The organism is Cyclobacterium salsum, from assembly GCF_010119245.1.
Taxonomy (GTDB): domain Bacteria; phylum Bacteroidota; class Bacteroidia; order Cytophagales; family Cyclobacteriaceae; genus Cyclobacterium; species Cyclobacterium salsum.
This window is the reverse complement of the sequence record NZ_WNKG01000002.1, coordinates 642960-657492: the sequence shown is the minus strand read 5'-3', so window position 1 is coordinate 657492 and position 14533 is coordinate 642960. Positions and strand designations below refer to the sequence as shown.

Sequence of the window (14533 nt, the reverse complement as noted above, 5' to 3'; positions counted from 1 at the left end):
TTATCTAAAAAACCCTTTACTGGAAAAAATAATATGGAAACAAAAAAGCAGGAGAACCTCTCCTGCTTTTTATTTTGAAAACTAAACCAACTATTATTTAACTACCATAATACAAACAAAATTAATAATAACTGATTGAAATCAAAATTTCCTGGAAAAAAAGTACACAATAATTTATTTTTTACCCCCCACTTTGTAGAGAATGCCCAACGCCAATGCCTGGCTAACCTGCACCCCCGGATCCTGGTCCAAATCGTACAGGGCGATACCGGTGAAGGTGACATTGATGATGTCAGTAATCTTCGCGGTCAGGGTAAGATCCAGACGGTGGTCAATGGAATCGAATGCCAGTGTTTCGTAATTGGCAAATAGTGCGTAGCGGGTTTTGAGATTTAGATTTTCAGCCAAATCCTTATCCAGGCTGGCAAAAACCTGCATGGCTAACCATTCAATTCTAACCGTCTCCCCCGCTGGTACGCCGTAATTCGACGGCACATTAGCAATAATTCCCTGATCAGTGACAAATGTAAAACGGGGCGAAAGGGGGCCTATCCGCAAAAAAAAGGTTTCATTGGGTTTGTATTCCATTCCCAGAGAGGAGGTCAGGAAACCCGGAGCCATAAATTTTGAAATCAACGATTTGGTACCATCGTCATTAAATGTATAGCCCTCTGCGAATTGGGTAAGATAATTAGCGGAAAAGTAAGCCGACCACCTGTCAGACATTTGGTAGCCTAATTTTGAATCCAGAAAGATTCGGTCATTGGACTTTCGCGTTTCCTCTCCTTCATTACGGACAATTCCAAACAATAATTCCAATTCATTATCCCAGGAGAATTTTTCTTTGCTATACGATGCCTTTCCTGCAACCAAGCTTCCAAAAGCCACGGAATTGACACCCCCCGCCTTCCAGTTACTACTAAAACCAGCTTGATTAAAATTTAGACCAGCACTAAATTCAGATTGCCAGTAGGTGGTGTCTTTTTCGGCTGAAGTAGCTTCGGCCTCTTGAGCGATTACTAAACGGCACGATACTACCGTGGCGATTAAAATAAGTAAATAGGTTTTCATTGAAAATTTTTTATTTGGTTTAAAAGTTTAAAGTGACAATTTGTACAATTGTTTCAAAGTTATACCTTTAAATTTGTGCTTTAAATCATTATTAGTCCGCAAGTCTATGGAAAAAATAACAGAAGAAACACTTATCGTCCGGGATTTTTTGGCCAGACAGCGTACCAAATTGGCAAATGACCGAACGCTTTTGTCCTATATCCGAACGAGCTTGTATTTTATCGTCAGCGGAACCGCGCTGATTAAGGTAAACGATCTGGAAAATGTGAAAGAGTTGGGGTATTTTTCCTTCCTGATAAGTTTGGTGTTACTAATCCTTGGATTTATTAATTTCTTTAGATTAAAAAGAAAATTAAATAAGGGAAAATATGAAAAAATGTGATTTTCTAAAATAGCATTCGCATAACCCATAAAATTGGTAAGCTATTTGTAGCACAGTAGTTAGAACCAAACTTTTAAAATCATGAAAATATTAGGAATTATTCTTATTATTGCGGGAATCGGTATGTTTTTAGTCACCGGGATTTCCTATACCACGGAAGAAACGGTGATTGATGCCGGGCCGCTGGAAGTCAATGCTGAAAGCGAGGAATCGCTCAACTGGCCCCCTTATGCCGGAGGAATCGCTGTCATCGCAGGTTTTGTTTTGCTGGCAGTAGGTAGAAAAAAATAGGCGTCCAATTCATTACCTAACATTATAACCTCATTACCTGATATGGTAATGTGGCAGGAGTTGTTTGCTCGGCGATCATCTAACCGACCAAGTAACTCCTTTTTGTAACTAGTTCTTTTTCTGAGTTGATTATCATGTTCAAGTGAAATTAGCAGCTATAGATATTGGGTCCAACGCCGTTCGCCTGCAAGTGACGCAAGTGCACTATTTTCGTGGGAAGTATACCTTTAAAAAACTGGAATACCTCCGGTTTCCCCTACGCCTGGGAAGGGACGTGTTTTTAAAAAAAGAAATTTCTCAGGAAAACAAAATCAGGTTTAAAGAACTGATGAAAGCATTTCAGATCCTGATCAACCTCTATGGAGTAGATGATTACATGGCTTGTGCCACTTCTGCCATGCGGGAATCAGAAAATGGAAAAGAAATCGTTAAAGAAATTCAAAATGACCTGGGCCTAAAAATCAGGATTATTGATGGAAATACCGAAGCAGCCCTGATAAATAAATCATTGGGAAATCATATCGACCATAAAACATACCTCCATATAGATGTAGGAGGAGGAAGCACAGAATTGAATGTTTATAAGAAAGGCCTAAAAGTCGGCTCAAAATCGTTTAAAATCGGATCTGTCCGTACCTTGGATAAGGCGCTTCCCGAGCCCGCTCTGCGTCAAATTAAAAGATTCATTACCACCCATCTTTCGCTGGAAAAAACCATTACCGGAATCGGGACAGGTGGAAACATAAATAAAATATTCGAATTGGCCCGCCTGCAGAAGCGGGGAAGCTTGCTGGATATTCAAAAAATCAGGGAAATTCTACATCTGCTGGAAAGCCATAGTGGTGAAGAAAGAATAAACCTGCTTCACCTGAATGAGGACCGGGCGGACGTGATTATCCCAGCGACAAAGATCTATCTAATTGCATTGGATGCTGCTAAAATTCAAAAGATCAAGGTGCCTGACCTGGGATTGAAAGACGGCATGCTTCTGGAACTATTTGAGAAAAACTGCGGAACCGAAAATACCATTTTCACCGGCAAGTAGTGGCCGCCTATCCCTCGATTAACCGGACTTCTTCAATCATGTCCGGCATTAATTCGAAAAATTTCTGATGAATATTAAACGGCTCCTCTCCTTCGCCAGGTTTCTTACTGATGTACTGACCATTTTCCTGCATGACGTAGGCATTTTCGTTATCCCATAGATTATACCGCAAGATATTCATCAGTTGTTTTTGTAGAAATTCATTCTCCACCTTGAATAGGGATTCAAGCCGCTTATCAAAGCTTCTGACCATGGCATCGGCACTACCTACATAGGTCCGGTAGTTTTCATTGTTATGAAAATGGTAAATCCGGGAATGTTCCAGAAAATCCCCCACAATGGAGATCACTTCAATATTTTCACTCAAACCCTTCCTTCCCGGTCGCAGGCAGCAAATGCCACGAACAATCAATTTAATCGGTACGCCGGCCTGAGAAGCTTTATACAAAGCGAAAATAAACTCCGAATCCTCTAAGGAATTGATTTTAATAAATATACCGGAAGGCAAGCCTTTACTAGCATTTTCAGCCTCTATTTGAATAAATTCTATCAATTTGTTCCGCATGTCTCTGGGCGAGGTGATCAGATTTTGATAGTTGGTAGGAGCTGAATGGCCTGTGATAACGTTAAAAAATTCGGATACGTCATTTGCTAGTATTTCATTGGTAGTCAGCAAACCGATATCTGTGTATATCCGGCTGGTTTCTTCATTGTAGTTACCAGATCCCACGTGAACGTAACGGGTCACCCTGTTTTCTTCTTTTTTAACGATGAGCATTAATTTGGTATGCGTCTTAAAATTACTCACCCCATATATAACAAAGCAGCCTGCTTTTTGCATTTTCTTGGCTTCCCGTATGTTATTCTCTTCGTCAAATCTCGCTTTGACTTCAAAAAGAACAGAGACATGTTTCCCATTTTCTACCGCTTTTAGCAGCGCGCCCACAATACGTGAGTTTTTGGCAAGCCGGTAGATAGTCATTTTTATGGCCATCACATGGGTATCATCCGCAGCCTTATCCAACAACTCCAAAATGGGTTCCATGTCATTGTAGGGGTGGTGTAGCAGCACGTCTTTGTGTTTCAAAACCTGAAAAATATCCTCCGAAGCGGCTTCGGGGTAAGATAGCGGCGGAACGGGCCGGGGCGTAGCTGGTATTTTATCTTTAAATCGTTTGTTACCAATGACTTGCCAAAGTCCTGAAAAATCCATCAGGCTCTTTCTCTCAATTTTAAAAATACTATCGTCGTTTAGCGTCCATCGCTGTTTAAGCAAATTGACCATCCACTTACTGTAGCCTTCTTCTATCTCTATACGGACGACACGTCCCGTTTTTCGTTCGTTTAGCTTTCGTTTTACCTCTTCTAAAAAATTGCTGTCCATGTCCTCACTCTCCTCCAGTGTAAAATCACCATTTCGTGTAATCCGAAATAAATTTATCGATTCGATGGTTACATTTCTGAACAAGGAAACGATATGCTCACGAATCATTTCTTCTATCGGAACATAAATCATCATGTCCTCTCTTTCCAGTTCGAAGAAACGAGGAATATTGGAAGGTATCTGAACGAATGAAAGCTTCTTATTGTCTTTTTTTTCCCCCGGTCCAATTGTCACCACCCCAAAAATAAGCAACTTGTTCATCAAAATGGGAAAAGTATGGTACCCGTCAAATACCATGGGGGTTAGCATGGGGTATACCGCTTTGTAGAAGTACTCTTTAATGGTTTTTTGCTCCTCCTCCTGTAAATTACGAACATTGCTCAAAATAAAACCAGCCTCCTGCGTTTTAAACAATAGTTCCTTTACGAAATGCCGCTGCAGCCGTTTATGAAAATGCTGGGACTCAATCATTAATTTCTTTTTGAAATCATCCTCTCTCAAGCCAGAGTAATCAATCCGTACCTTATCATAGTCCAGGTAGTTATACAAGGACCCTACCCGAATCATAAAAAACTCATCCAGATTGGATGCAGCAATGGCCAGAAATTTAAATTTCTCGAAAATATTGCGTTTATCCTTTTTTATCTGATCAAAAACCCTTTCGTTGAACTTAAGCCAGCTCAGGTCACGGCTGATAAGTTCACTATTGTTAATGGTTTCTTCTATTTTATCATGTTGGATAAGCTTCATAATTAATTGATTTTTTTAAGGGAAAAAGTAGGCCAATGATACTAAATAAATCGAAGAATAAAAAAAGGGCACAACGCCCTTTTTTGTATTGACACAACGCATTCCGAAACGGATTAGGTATCAATCTTAGCGTATTTCGCATTTTTCTCTATAAATTCTCTTCTTGGAGCCACTTCATCGCCCATCAGCATGCTAAACAAATGGTCCGCCTCTGCAGCCGAATCAATGGTCACCTGCTTCAACGTTCGTGTCTCCGGATCCATAGTGGTGGTCCAAAGCTGCTCTGGATTCATTTCTCCCAATCCCTTGTATCGCTGTATACCCACACTATCTACCTTGCCGTCCGGGGCTAATTCCTGAGTAACCCGTTTTCGCTCATCTTCAGTCCAGCAATATTTTTCTTCCTTTCCTCTTTTTAGCAAATACAAAGGAGGAAGGGCAATGTACACGTACCCATTTTCTATTAGGTTTCGCATGTACCTGAAAAACAAGGTAAGTATCAGGGTCCGGATATGCGATCCATCGATATCGGCATCCGTCATAATGATGATCTTATGGTACCGCAGATGGGACAAATCCAACTCTTTTTCATCATTGACGGTCCCAAACTTGACGCCTAGTGCTGTCAGGATGTTTTTTATCTCCTCATTATCATAAATCTTATGTTCGTGGGCTTTCTCCACGTTCAGTATCTTTCCTTTTAATGGTAAAATGGCTTGAAAGTCCCGATCCCTACCTTGTTTGGCAGAACCACCGGCTGAGTCGCCCTCCACCAGGTAGAGTTCACAAACCGTGGGGTCCGAATTAGCGCAATCCGCCAGCTTACCCGGTAAGCCTCCTCCGCCAAGTACATTTTTCCGTTGGACCATTTCCCGGGCTTTTTTGGCAGCATGCCGTGCCTGGGCCGCGAGAACGACTTTTCCAACAATGATCTTGGCTTCCTTTGGGTGCTCCTCCAACCAAAATTGAAGGGTTTCGGAAACAGCGCCATCTACCGCCCCGGTTACATCTGAGTTTCCCAACTTCGTTTTGGTCTGCCCCTCAAACTGAGGCTCCGCTACCTTGACAGATATGACCGCCGTGAGGCCTTCCCTAAAATCGTCTCCGGAAATTTCTAACTTCACCTTGTCCAGCATGCCTGATTTATCGGCATAGCTCTTCAGGGTTCGGGTCAAGGCGCGTCGGAATCCGGACACATGGGTTCCGCCCTCATAGGTGTTGATGGTATTTACATAGGACACCACATTTTCAGTGTACGAATTGTTATACCCCATTGCCACCTGTACCGGAACTCCATTTTTTTCGGTCTCAATGTAAATCGGCGAATCGATGATTTTTTGCTTGTTTTCGTCCAGGTATTCCACAAATTCAACCAGGCCTCCCTCCGAAAAGAACTCGTCTGAGCGAAAATTCCCCTCGTCGTCTTTTTCTCTCAGGTCGTTTAAATAAATACGGATTCCCGCATTCAGAAACGACATTTCCCTTAAGCGTGTTGCAATCGTATCGTACTTGAAATCAAGCACTTGAAATATCTCGTGATCCGGCTTGAAATGAATATGTGTTCCCCTGCTCTCAGTCGTTCCGTTTTCTCGTACCGGGTATTGGGGTACTCCCCGAATGTATTCCTGCTCAAATATTTTACCTTCTCTATGAACAGTGGCCTTCAATGACGACGATAGTGCATTCACGCAAGAAACCCCCACTCCGTGCAGTCCCCCGGAAACTTTGTAAGTGTCTTTGTCAAATTTCCCTCCGGCATGAAGGACCGTCATTACTACTTCTAAAGCTGAGCGATTTTCTTTGGTATGAACCTCGGTTGGAATTCCTCTACCGTTATCTTTTACCGTAACCGAATTGTCCTCCTCGATGGTCACAAAAATGGAATCGCAATGACCGGCGAGGGCTTCATCAATGGAATTATCTACTACTTCCCAAATCAAATGATGAAGACCCTTCACCCCAATGTCTCCAATGTACATGGCAGGCCTCTTCCTGACCGCTTCCAACCCCTCTAAAACCTGAATATTTTGGGCCGAATAATCGTTCCGATTTCCTTCTTTTTTTTCGCTCATAACCTATTACAAATGCCCTTTTTTTAAATTAAAAAGCAGTTTTTTCATTCAATAATCAACCTGCAATATTACAAAAAAAAATCGATAGCACCCAGCTTTTTGGAGAAGTAAATTGAGCTTAAAACGAAATACAACACCCCTATTTTATTTAGGGCCAACAAAAAATTAAATTCCAAAATACCAGAAAAAAAATTAGCCTACCCCTGTAAAACCCTATGACTATTTTAAACAGTTCACTACTATTTTTCAGTGTTTTACACGCATTTGTTTAGAGTATCTGATTAAAATTTAAACAAATATTATTCTGCAAAAGTTGTCCACATTAGAATTTTATTGGATTCATTTTAATCAAATTTCACCTTAAAGAAAAGTTATGAACGTTGTATTAACAGCTGAATTGGTCGGTTTGGAAAAGATCATCAACAGCGACCCGGTAGCCATCACATTCTTCATCGGCTACATGGCCATGTTTGCTTCTGCTATCTTTTTCCTAGTCGAAAGAGGATCAGTGGACGGAAAGTGGAAAACATCTCTTTTGGTATCTGCACTCATTACGGGTATTGCTGCCGTCCACTATTATTACATGAGGGATTTCTACCTCGAAACAGGGCAGAGTCCCACGGCATTCCGCTACGTAGACTGGACCTTGACGGTCCCTTTGATGTGTGTGGAGTTTTATCTACTTACCAAGCCTTTCGGGGCAAAAGGATCCACCTTGTTTAAATTAATTCTCGCCTCTTTGATCATGTTGGTGACGGGATTCATCGGGGAAACTTCTGGGATCGAAAATAACGTCATGTGGGGCATCCTTTCCACATTGGGGTATTTGTACATCGTTTATGAAGTATTTGCGGGGGACGTGGCAAAGTTGGCTAAAACGTCTCAAAGCCCTGCTTTAAGCAATGCGATGTTTCTTCTGAAAATTTTTATCACCTTGGGATGGTCTATTTATCCAATTGGGTACATGGTACTACCAGGAAACTTATTATCAGGAGCTTTTGAAGTAAGCAGCATTGATTTGTTTTATAACCTGGCTGATGCCATTAACAAAATCGGGTTCGGATTGGTGATCTACTCTGTCGCCATTGCTGAAACGGCAAAGAACAGGAAAGCAGTAGCTGCCTAAAAGTATTACAAACTGCCCTAACCTATTGGGGCAGTTTGTTTTTTCTTATAAGCTTGAAATAAGCTACCCTAAGGTTCGTACTCATGATCACTCCCAATTCAACCTACGATTTTATTATAACAGGATTTGGCTGTGCCGGAATGAGTTTCGTCTATCACCTATTGGAAAGTAAACTCAAAAATAGTCGGATCCTGGTAATTGACAGTTCCAATAAAAACACCAACGACCGAACCTGGTGCTATTGGGCAGAAAAGCCGCTTTCCATTCACCCGAAAAATTCTCCGATTGTTTCCTGGCAAAATATCAGTATCAGTATGGGGAAAAAAACGTTGAAAAAACAACTCGGTGCACTCAACTACTTTCATATCAAATCTTCTGACTTTTATTCGGAAATCAAGGAACGAATCAGTTTGTTTCCCAACGTGCATTTCGTACTGGATTCGGTTTCTTCTATTACCGAAAATAACGCTACCAGTGTGTCGGTCAGCACCTTGGAAAATGGAACCTACCTGGGTAGAAAAATCTTTAATAGCATCCCTAATGGTCCCCTATTACCTGAAAAAAACAGAATCCTCAGGCAGGTTTTCCTGGGTTGGCAAGTAAAAACCCAGAACTCCTGCTTTGAAACGGACACTGCTGTGTTGATGAACTTTTTAGGCAATTCGAATGGTGATACCGATTTTTTTTATTTGTTACCCTTTTCACCAACGGAAGCTTTGATAGAGTACACGGTGTTTACAACGGAGCATTTGGATGCTCAAAAGATGGAATTTGCTTTACAACGCTATATTTCACAACGATTGGGTAAAGAACCTATTGAAATTTCCTTCAAGGAAGCGGGAAGTATTCCGATGACCACCTATGCTTTCAGTAAAATCAAGCATCCAAACATCACCCATTTGGGAACGTTGGCGGGGTGCAGTAAACCGAGTACCGGCTACACCTTTCATACCATCCAAAAACACTGTGCATCCATCGTTAGAGCACTTGAAAGTAAACCCGATCAAGCAAGCCTGTTATTTAATAGGAAAATAAGATTCTCGTTTTACGATAATATCATTCTTAACATTGCAAAAAAATGGCCCCATGAGCTCCCTCGAGTTTTTTTCAACCTTTTTGAAAAAAATTCCGGACCCGAAATATTGCGATTTCTAAATGAAGAAACCAGTTTTATTCATGAACTTAAGCTTCTTTCCAGGTTAAAATTTTCCATTTTTATTAAATCCCTACTTCGTTTTGAGAAACATTGAAAATAGCGGTAAGGTACTGGGGGTTTTTATTGCTTTGGCATACCTGGTTTTCTTTCAAGGAAACGAGACGTTTGAATGGATTCTTATCGGCTTAGTATTAGTGACGGTGGGCATTCCCCATGGATCTTTGGATCATCTGCTTGCTAATCCCAGGATCAATAGAGAGAACCTAATCCGTTTCATCCTTAAATACCTGGCGATCATTTTCGCTTATCTATCGCTTTGGATTCTTTTACCCCTACCGGCATTAATTGCTTTTATTATCATGTCTGCGTATCATTTTGGGCAAAGTCATTTTATCCAAACCCCCTTAACGTACCATAAAAAAGCTACCTACTTTTTTACCGGTCTTTTTTACCTAAGTGTGATCTTGTGGGGTAGTTTCGATGAGACGGGCAAAATCCTTGAGGAAATAGCAACGATTGCGGCGTTTAAATCCATTGGTTGGTATATCATCTCTGGAAGTTTTCTGATAAGCAACTTCCTGTTTTTTCGGAACAGGTCAGGAAAATGGCTGTTTTTTCCGGTAGAAATGGTGGGCCTGGGGCTATTACTTTACCAATTGCCCCTTCTGATGGCTTTTATAATCTACTTTGGATTTTGGCACGCCCTTCCCAGTATGAGCGAAGAATTCCAAGCTTTGAAAAAACACTTTGGAAAAAACAAACTTAAAAGTTTTATCTCCAGGATGATACCGTTTACCACGCTAAGCCTGGCAGGGATGGCATTGATAATCGCCTTCCTTTATAAAAGCAGCGAAGTAGAGGAAATCATCTTCGTGTTTTTTGTTTTAATCTCCCTTATTTCCGCCCCACATGTCTGGTATATGAATCGATTCCTTGAATCCGATAAGGATTAAAATTGGCCCGTGCTCAACATTACCAAATTACAGGCATTCAATACTTCGATCCCTTGGCTTTTCGCCAGGGCATAGAATTCCGGATTTTCTGTTCCCGGATTAAAAATGATTCGTTCCGGTTGGAGGGAAATCAGGTAGTCGTACCACTCTGGTTGATTTTGGGGGCCGATATACAAGGTCAGTGTGTGAACACCCTCTATTTTAGGCTTTTCCCGAATATTTAGAATTTCTTCACCTAGTACCTGCCCTTTTTTGATACCGACAGGCACAAAAGGAACCTCGTTTTCCCTAAGCATTCTGGCCGCCGCATAGGCATACCGGGAGGTATTCGGACTGGCACCGAGAATAACTGTCTTTTTATTTTCTTCCATACCTTATTTTTACCCCAACATTCAGGCCAACCTGGTTCGGTGGTATTTGGCCACAAGCATTTCCGCACATCGTTCGCCATCCATTGCTGCCGAGACGATGCCTCCTGCGTAGCCAGCACCTTCACCACAAGGGTAAAGGCGGTGAATTTGGGGATGCTCTAAGAGCTGCTTATCCCGCGGAATCCTGACCGGAGAAGAGGTTCTGCTTTCAATCCCAATCAACTGGGCTTCATTGGTAAAATACCCTTTCATCCGCTGATCCATTAATGGTAAAGCCATTTTCAACCTTTTGCTGACGAAGGCCGGTAGAAGCGCATGCATGTCCGTACTTTGGAGACCCGGCTGGTAGGAGCTGGCCAACAGTTGCTTACTTTCCTTACTTCTCACAAAATCTTCCATTCGCTGAGCCGGAGCCGCTTGCGTTTTCCCGGCAGCGACCCATGCAGCCTGCTCCACTTCTTGCTGAAAAACCATTGCTGCCAGCGGTCCGTGCTGATGGTACCCGTCCAGATCCTCCAGTTCTACCGCTACCACCATACCCGAGTTCGCAAATTTCCCGTCTCTACGGCTGGGACTCATTCCATTGACTACTATCTCACCGGGTGAGGTTGCCGCCGGCACAATAAATCCCCCGGGACACATGCAGAATGAGAACACCCCTCGCTGCTTTCCTTCCAACATCGTTTGTTGGACAAGGCTGTAGGACGCAGGGGGTAAAAAACTTCCCCTATCCACCGGACAATGGTATTGAATTTTATCAATCAGATTTTGATCGTGCTCCACTCTTACTCCCAAAGCAAAAGGCTTTGGTTCAATAAATACCTGCCGCTTTGCCAACAGGTGAAAAATGTCTCGGGCGGAATGCCCGGTGGCGAGAATGACTCCTATGCCTAAAACCTTTTCTCCGCCCGCGGTAACTACCCCCCGAATGGTATCCCTTTCCAGAATCAAATCCGATGCCTTGGTCTCAAAATAAATTTCCCCTCCGGCATCCAGAATACTTTGCCGAAGATTTACCACCAGTGCAGGCAATTTATTGGTACCAATATGGGGGTGGGCATCTACGAGAATTTCTTCTTTGGCGCCATGGGAAACGAGGATCTCCATGATTCTGCGGATATCCCCCCTCTTTTTTGAACGGGTGTATAACTTACCATCTGAATAAGTCCCTGCGCCTCCTTCTCCAAAACAATAGTTGGAATCGGGGTCCACCAAATGATGCTTGTTCAGGGCGGCAAGATCCCGCCTTCGGGAACGCACATCTTTTCCCCGTTCCAGAATGATGGGCTTCACCCCCAGCTCAATGGCTCTCAACGCTGCAAATAAGCCAGCCGGTCCTGCTCCCACGATCACGACCGGATCGGCGTTTCGCACATTGGGATACGTTTTTCCTGCTTCTATTATCGGAGGGGGCTTTTCTCCGGAAAAGACTTCCACCGTCACATTGATTTTCACCCTTCGGCTTCTGGCATCAATGGACCTTCGGAGGGGGCGTATGATGAGCCCTTCCGTATCATCAGCAAAACCCGCTTCTTTGGCTACTACCTGACGAAAAACCGCGTCCTGATAGGCTTCCTCCGGGCTGAGTACCAGCGTTAGTTCCTTTCTCATTACTTAGCCGGAAACACCACCCAACAACTCTTTTTCCACCCAATTTTTCCCCCAGTTATCCATTTCCGAGTCCGTCCATAGTTCGGGATAAAAAATTACCTTTTGAAATCGGGGAGGAAGAAATTTCTGCCAATTGGTTCCACCCGTAGCGGCTATATCCATAGGATCTTTTTGGAGGTATTTAACCGCTGATTTATAATGCGCCAAGGGCCAGTAAACATTCGCCTTTTCATCCAGTTCCCGCATTAGATCGGTGAGGGCTTCATCCTTTTCAGATAGGTAAAGGTATTTTTTCCAAAGGTTATTTTTCCTGAATTTGCCTATAAGCTCTTTGAGTGTGGGACCGTATTTTTGTTCAAACGATTTGAGTGTTAGTGTCTTTTCTCCGGTAGCCAGTTCCTTGGCACCGTATTGCCAATACAGAATATCGAAAAGTGAATCAATACTGGTCAGGTTGATGTCCTTGTAATCCTCCCTGGCCTCCAGGTACACTAAATTCTGTATGTCGGTACACATGATTTCGATCATCCGGTATTGGGCACTTTGAAACCCACTGGCCGGTAACAGCGACATGCGAAATTTCATAAACTGCTCGCGCTCCATACCCTTCCACATCACGGCAAAGGAAGCGATCAACAAATCGAAATACATGATCACGCGTTTCAGCCTGGCCTTGAAAAAAGAGAGGCTAATTTCTTTTTCTGCTGCCATTTGTTCCAATTCCCAAAGAATGAGATTGAAGTACAACTCCGTAATCTGATGGTACACAATAAAGATCTTTTCATCCCTGAAAGAGGTACGGGGCTGCTGTAAGGTAAGCAAGGTATCCAGATTGATATAGTCCCAGTAGTTTAGGTAGTCGGCGTGAAGCAACCCCTCCAGGTAAGAAGATAAATCCTGACCGGAAGATCGAAATTTCTCTTCCAGCAGTTTAATTTTTTCTATGATTTCTTTTTTGGGATACTCTTGTTCCATGCAGGTATGGCGGTAACGCTTCTTTTGATTATTCTTGGCGAGGAACCAAAAAAGATTTGGTTCCGGGGAGTTAAAATTCTGCTATTATCTGCAAAATAACAAATTTGACCACCAAATTAGCCCAAGACTTCCATTGATCAGGCCATCTGACCCTTTTCAGATACCCGCAAACCAAACCAAATTTTAGTCAATCCGGCTTTTTATGACAACCGTTTGGGTAGGGTTCAAGGGATCATTGCTAAAAAACGTTAGGGTCTTATGATCAATTCCTCTTCTTCCCTTCGGATCAAATGTGAACTTCAATTCGATTTCAGCTCCGGCTTTCAAGTCGTAGGCCGGTATTTCAAAGCGTAGGCAATCGCAATTGGATACCACCTTTCTGATATTTAGAGGTTGGGAACCTGTATTCTGTAGGGAAATCGTTTTAGAAAGGGTATTCCCTGAACTGATTTTCCCCAAGTCTACCTCCCTCTCGCTAATGTCTAATTTGGGTACCTGATCTACCTGATCCACCGGAACCGGATCGAAGTGCTCGTGTACGGTCGCCATCAGCCTGATGGGAAGTTCGAAGCGCTCGGATGAAAGGAAAGCAAGTCGAAATTCTTCTTCCATAAAGCCCAGCTCATTCTTTTTAGCGGTATCGAAGGTAATGGCCAGCACTCCTCTGGTGTTACCCTGCACCATATTCGGATGCATTTGCGCCTCTATGTATTCGGGAAGATGCTCTTGAATCTGATTTAGCTGAATCGGAAAATCATTGAAATTAAAAAAATCCAAGTATTTCGTTTTAGGCTCATCAGTGAATAAGGTGCCTAGATTATTTACCTTAAACACGAAGCCAAGCCCATTTTTTCGAACCTCATAGTGGTTTTCCGGATTTTGCGGATAAGGCACATTAACCCCTTCCAAGAACAAGGAATCCCCTTGCGGATCCACGTTGGTACGAACCAGGATCATTTTTGAGAAGGATCCACCGCGGGATTGCGGATCATAGTTGATTTTCACCAATCCTACCTTGCCCGGAGCAAGGGTATCATTGGAATATTGCGCCACGGTGCAGCCGCAGTCCGTTTCTACCGACTTGATGTAAGCCGACGAATCGGTTTTATTTACAAAATAAAAATTTGCGGTCGCCTCTCCGTTTTCCGCCAACACAGCACCCAGCGTTTGAAGGTTTTCTTCCCATGCCAAGCCAGTTCCTGCAACGTCCTGACTATTAACATCCTCAGAACAAGAAAACAAAAAACCGCACATGCCCAATAAAAATATTGTCCTCTTCATACCTGCAAATAACGTTAAATTTCCACATATTATTCCTTTAATTGCTTAATTTGCGCCAAAAATAC

13 protein-coding genes are annotated in these 14533 nt (G+C 42.7%); 6 read left to right on the top strand and 7 right to left on the bottom strand.

Going from position 1 to position 14533, the window contains the following annotated elements:
• Positions 1-174: 174 nt before the first annotated feature.
• On the bottom strand, positions 175-1071 hold the full coding sequence (locus GJS45_RS05350; protein ID WP_162340411.1) for a DUF3078 domain-containing protein: 897 nt from the start codon (positions 1069-1071) through the stop codon (positions 175-177).
• Positions 1072-1177: 106 nt separating this feature from the next.
• Here GJS45_RS05350 and GJS45_RS05345 point away from each other — a divergent pair, with 106 nt between their 5' ends.
• The 3 genes from GJS45_RS05345 to GJS45_RS05335 all read left to right on the top strand — a co-directional run bounded on the left by GJS45_RS05345 (position 1178) and on the right by GJS45_RS05335 (position 2789).
• Positions 1178-1453, top strand: coding sequence for a DUF202 domain-containing protein (locus tag GJS45_RS05345; RefSeq protein ID WP_162340410.1), 276 nt, complete (start codon positions 1178-1180; stop codon positions 1451-1453).
• Between the two features lie 81 nt (positions 1454-1534).
• A complete protein-coding gene (locus tag GJS45_RS05340; RefSeq protein ID WP_162340409.1) occupies positions 1535-1744 on the top strand; it encodes a hypothetical protein in 210 nt (69 codons plus the stop codon).
• Positions 1745-1886: 142 nt separating this feature from the next.
• Positions 1887-2789, top strand: coding sequence for a Ppx/GppA phosphatase family protein (locus GJS45_RS05335; protein WP_162340408.1), 903 nt, complete (start codon positions 1887-1889; stop codon positions 2787-2789).
• A gap of 7 nt (positions 2790-2796) precedes the next feature.
• On the opposite strand, the gene ppk1 is transcribed toward GJS45_RS05335, so the two are convergent.
• Positions 2797-4923, bottom strand: coding sequence for a polyphosphate kinase 1 (gene ppk1 / locus GJS45_RS05330; RefSeq protein ID WP_162340407.1), 2127 nt, complete (start codon positions 4921-4923; stop codon positions 2797-2799).
• A 113-nt stretch (positions 4924-5036) separates the two neighbouring features.
• Positions 5037-6995, bottom strand: coding sequence for a DNA topoisomerase (ATP-hydrolyzing) subunit B (gene gyrB / locus GJS45_RS05325; RefSeq protein WP_162340406.1), 1959 nt, complete (start codon positions 6993-6995; stop codon positions 5037-5039).
• 373 nt (positions 6996-7368) lie between these two features.
• On the opposite strand from gyrB, the gene GJS45_RS05320 reads away from it, so the two are divergent.
• The 3 genes from GJS45_RS05320 to GJS45_RS05310 all read left to right on the top strand — a co-directional run bounded on the left by GJS45_RS05320 (position 7369) and on the right by GJS45_RS05310 (position 10230).
• Positions 7369-8121: a bacteriorhodopsin gene (locus tag GJS45_RS05320; protein WP_162340405.1), complete on the top strand. Its 753-nt coding sequence runs from the start codon at positions 7369-7371 to the stop codon at positions 8119-8121.
• An 83-nt stretch (positions 8122-8204) separates the two neighbouring features.
• Positions 8205-9371, top strand: coding sequence for a lycopene cyclase family protein (locus GJS45_RS05315; protein ID WP_162340404.1), 1167 nt, complete (start codon positions 8205-8207; stop codon positions 9369-9371).
• Positions 9358-10230, top strand: coding sequence for a Brp/Blh family beta-carotene 15,15'-dioxygenase (locus GJS45_RS05310; RefSeq protein ID WP_162340403.1), 873 nt, complete (start codon positions 9358-9360; stop codon positions 10228-10230). Before GJS45_RS05315 ends, GJS45_RS05310 begins: the two co-directional genes overlap by 14 nt.
• Here GJS45_RS05310 and GJS45_RS05305 read toward each other — a convergent pair.
• The 4 genes from GJS45_RS05305 to GJS45_RS05290 form a co-directional block, all read right to left on the bottom strand.
• Positions 10227-10601 (bottom strand): CoA-binding protein, encoded by a 375-nt coding sequence (locus GJS45_RS05305; protein WP_162340402.1) that lies wholly within the window; start codon positions 10599-10601, stop codon positions 10227-10229. The two genes, GJS45_RS05310 and GJS45_RS05305, sit on opposite strands and share 4 nt — an antisense overlap.
• Before the next feature lie 21 nt (positions 10602-10622).
• Positions 10623-12212 carry an NAD(P)/FAD-dependent oxidoreductase gene (locus GJS45_RS05300; protein WP_162340401.1) on the bottom strand — a complete coding sequence of 530 codons (1590 nt, stop codon included), beginning with the start codon at positions 12210-12212 and terminating at the stop codon, positions 10623-10625.
• A 3-nt stretch (positions 12213-12215) separates the two neighbouring features.
• Positions 12216-13187 carry a tryptophan 2,3-dioxygenase family protein gene (locus GJS45_RS05295; protein WP_162340400.1) on the bottom strand — a complete coding sequence of 324 codons (972 nt, stop codon included), beginning with the start codon at positions 13185-13187 and terminating at the stop codon, positions 12216-12218.
• A gap of 183 nt (positions 13188-13370) precedes the next feature.
• Positions 13371-14468 carry a DUF1573 domain-containing protein gene (locus GJS45_RS05290; protein WP_162340399.1) on the bottom strand — a complete coding sequence of 366 codons (1098 nt, stop codon included), beginning with the start codon at positions 14466-14468 and terminating at the stop codon, positions 13371-13373.
• Positions 14469-14533: the final 65 nt, after the last annotated feature.

What these genes read in the sequence shown, in the direction of transcription:
- GJS45_RS05350 (WP_162340411.1), bottom strand. Translation starts at nt 1,071, where the DNA reads ATGAAAACCTATTTACTTATTTTAATCGCCACGGTAGTATCGTGCCGT.
- GJS45_RS05345 (WP_162340410.1), top strand. Translation starts at nt 1,178, where the DNA reads ATGGAAAAAATAACAGAAGAAACACTTATCGTCCGGGATTTTTTGGCC.
- GJS45_RS05340 (WP_162340409.1), top strand. Translation starts at nt 1,535, where the DNA reads ATGAAAATATTAGGAATTATTCTTATTATTGCGGGAATCGGTATGTTT.
- ppk1 (WP_162340407.1), bottom strand. Translation starts at nt 4,923, where the DNA reads ATGAAGCTTATCCAACATGATAAAATAGAAGAAACCATTAACAATAGT.
- gyrB (WP_162340406.1), bottom strand. Translation starts at nt 6,995, where the DNA reads ATGAGCGAAAAAAAAGAAGGAAATCGGAACGATTATTCGGCCCAAAAT.
- GJS45_RS05320 (WP_162340405.1), top strand. Translation starts at nt 7,369, where the DNA reads ATGAACGTTGTATTAACAGCTGAATTGGTCGGTTTGGAAAAGATCATC.
- GJS45_RS05315 (WP_162340404.1), top strand. Translation starts at nt 8,205, where the DNA reads ATGATCACTCCCAATTCAACCTACGATTTTATTATAACAGGATTTGGC.
- GJS45_RS05305 (WP_162340402.1), bottom strand. Translation starts at nt 10,601, where the DNA reads ATGGAAGAAAATAAAAAGACAGTTATTCTCGGTGCCAGTCCGAATACC.
- GJS45_RS05300 (WP_162340401.1), bottom strand. Translation starts at nt 12,212, where the DNA reads ATGAGAAAGGAACTAACGCTGGTACTCAGCCCGGAGGAAGCCTATCAG.
- GJS45_RS05295 (WP_162340400.1), bottom strand. Translation starts at nt 13,187, where the DNA reads ATGGAACAAGAGTATCCCAAAAAAGAAATCATAGAAAAAATTAAACTG.
- GJS45_RS05290 (WP_162340399.1), bottom strand. Translation starts at nt 14,468, where the DNA reads ATGAAGAGGACAATATTTTTATTGGGCATGTGCGGTTTTTTGTTTTCT.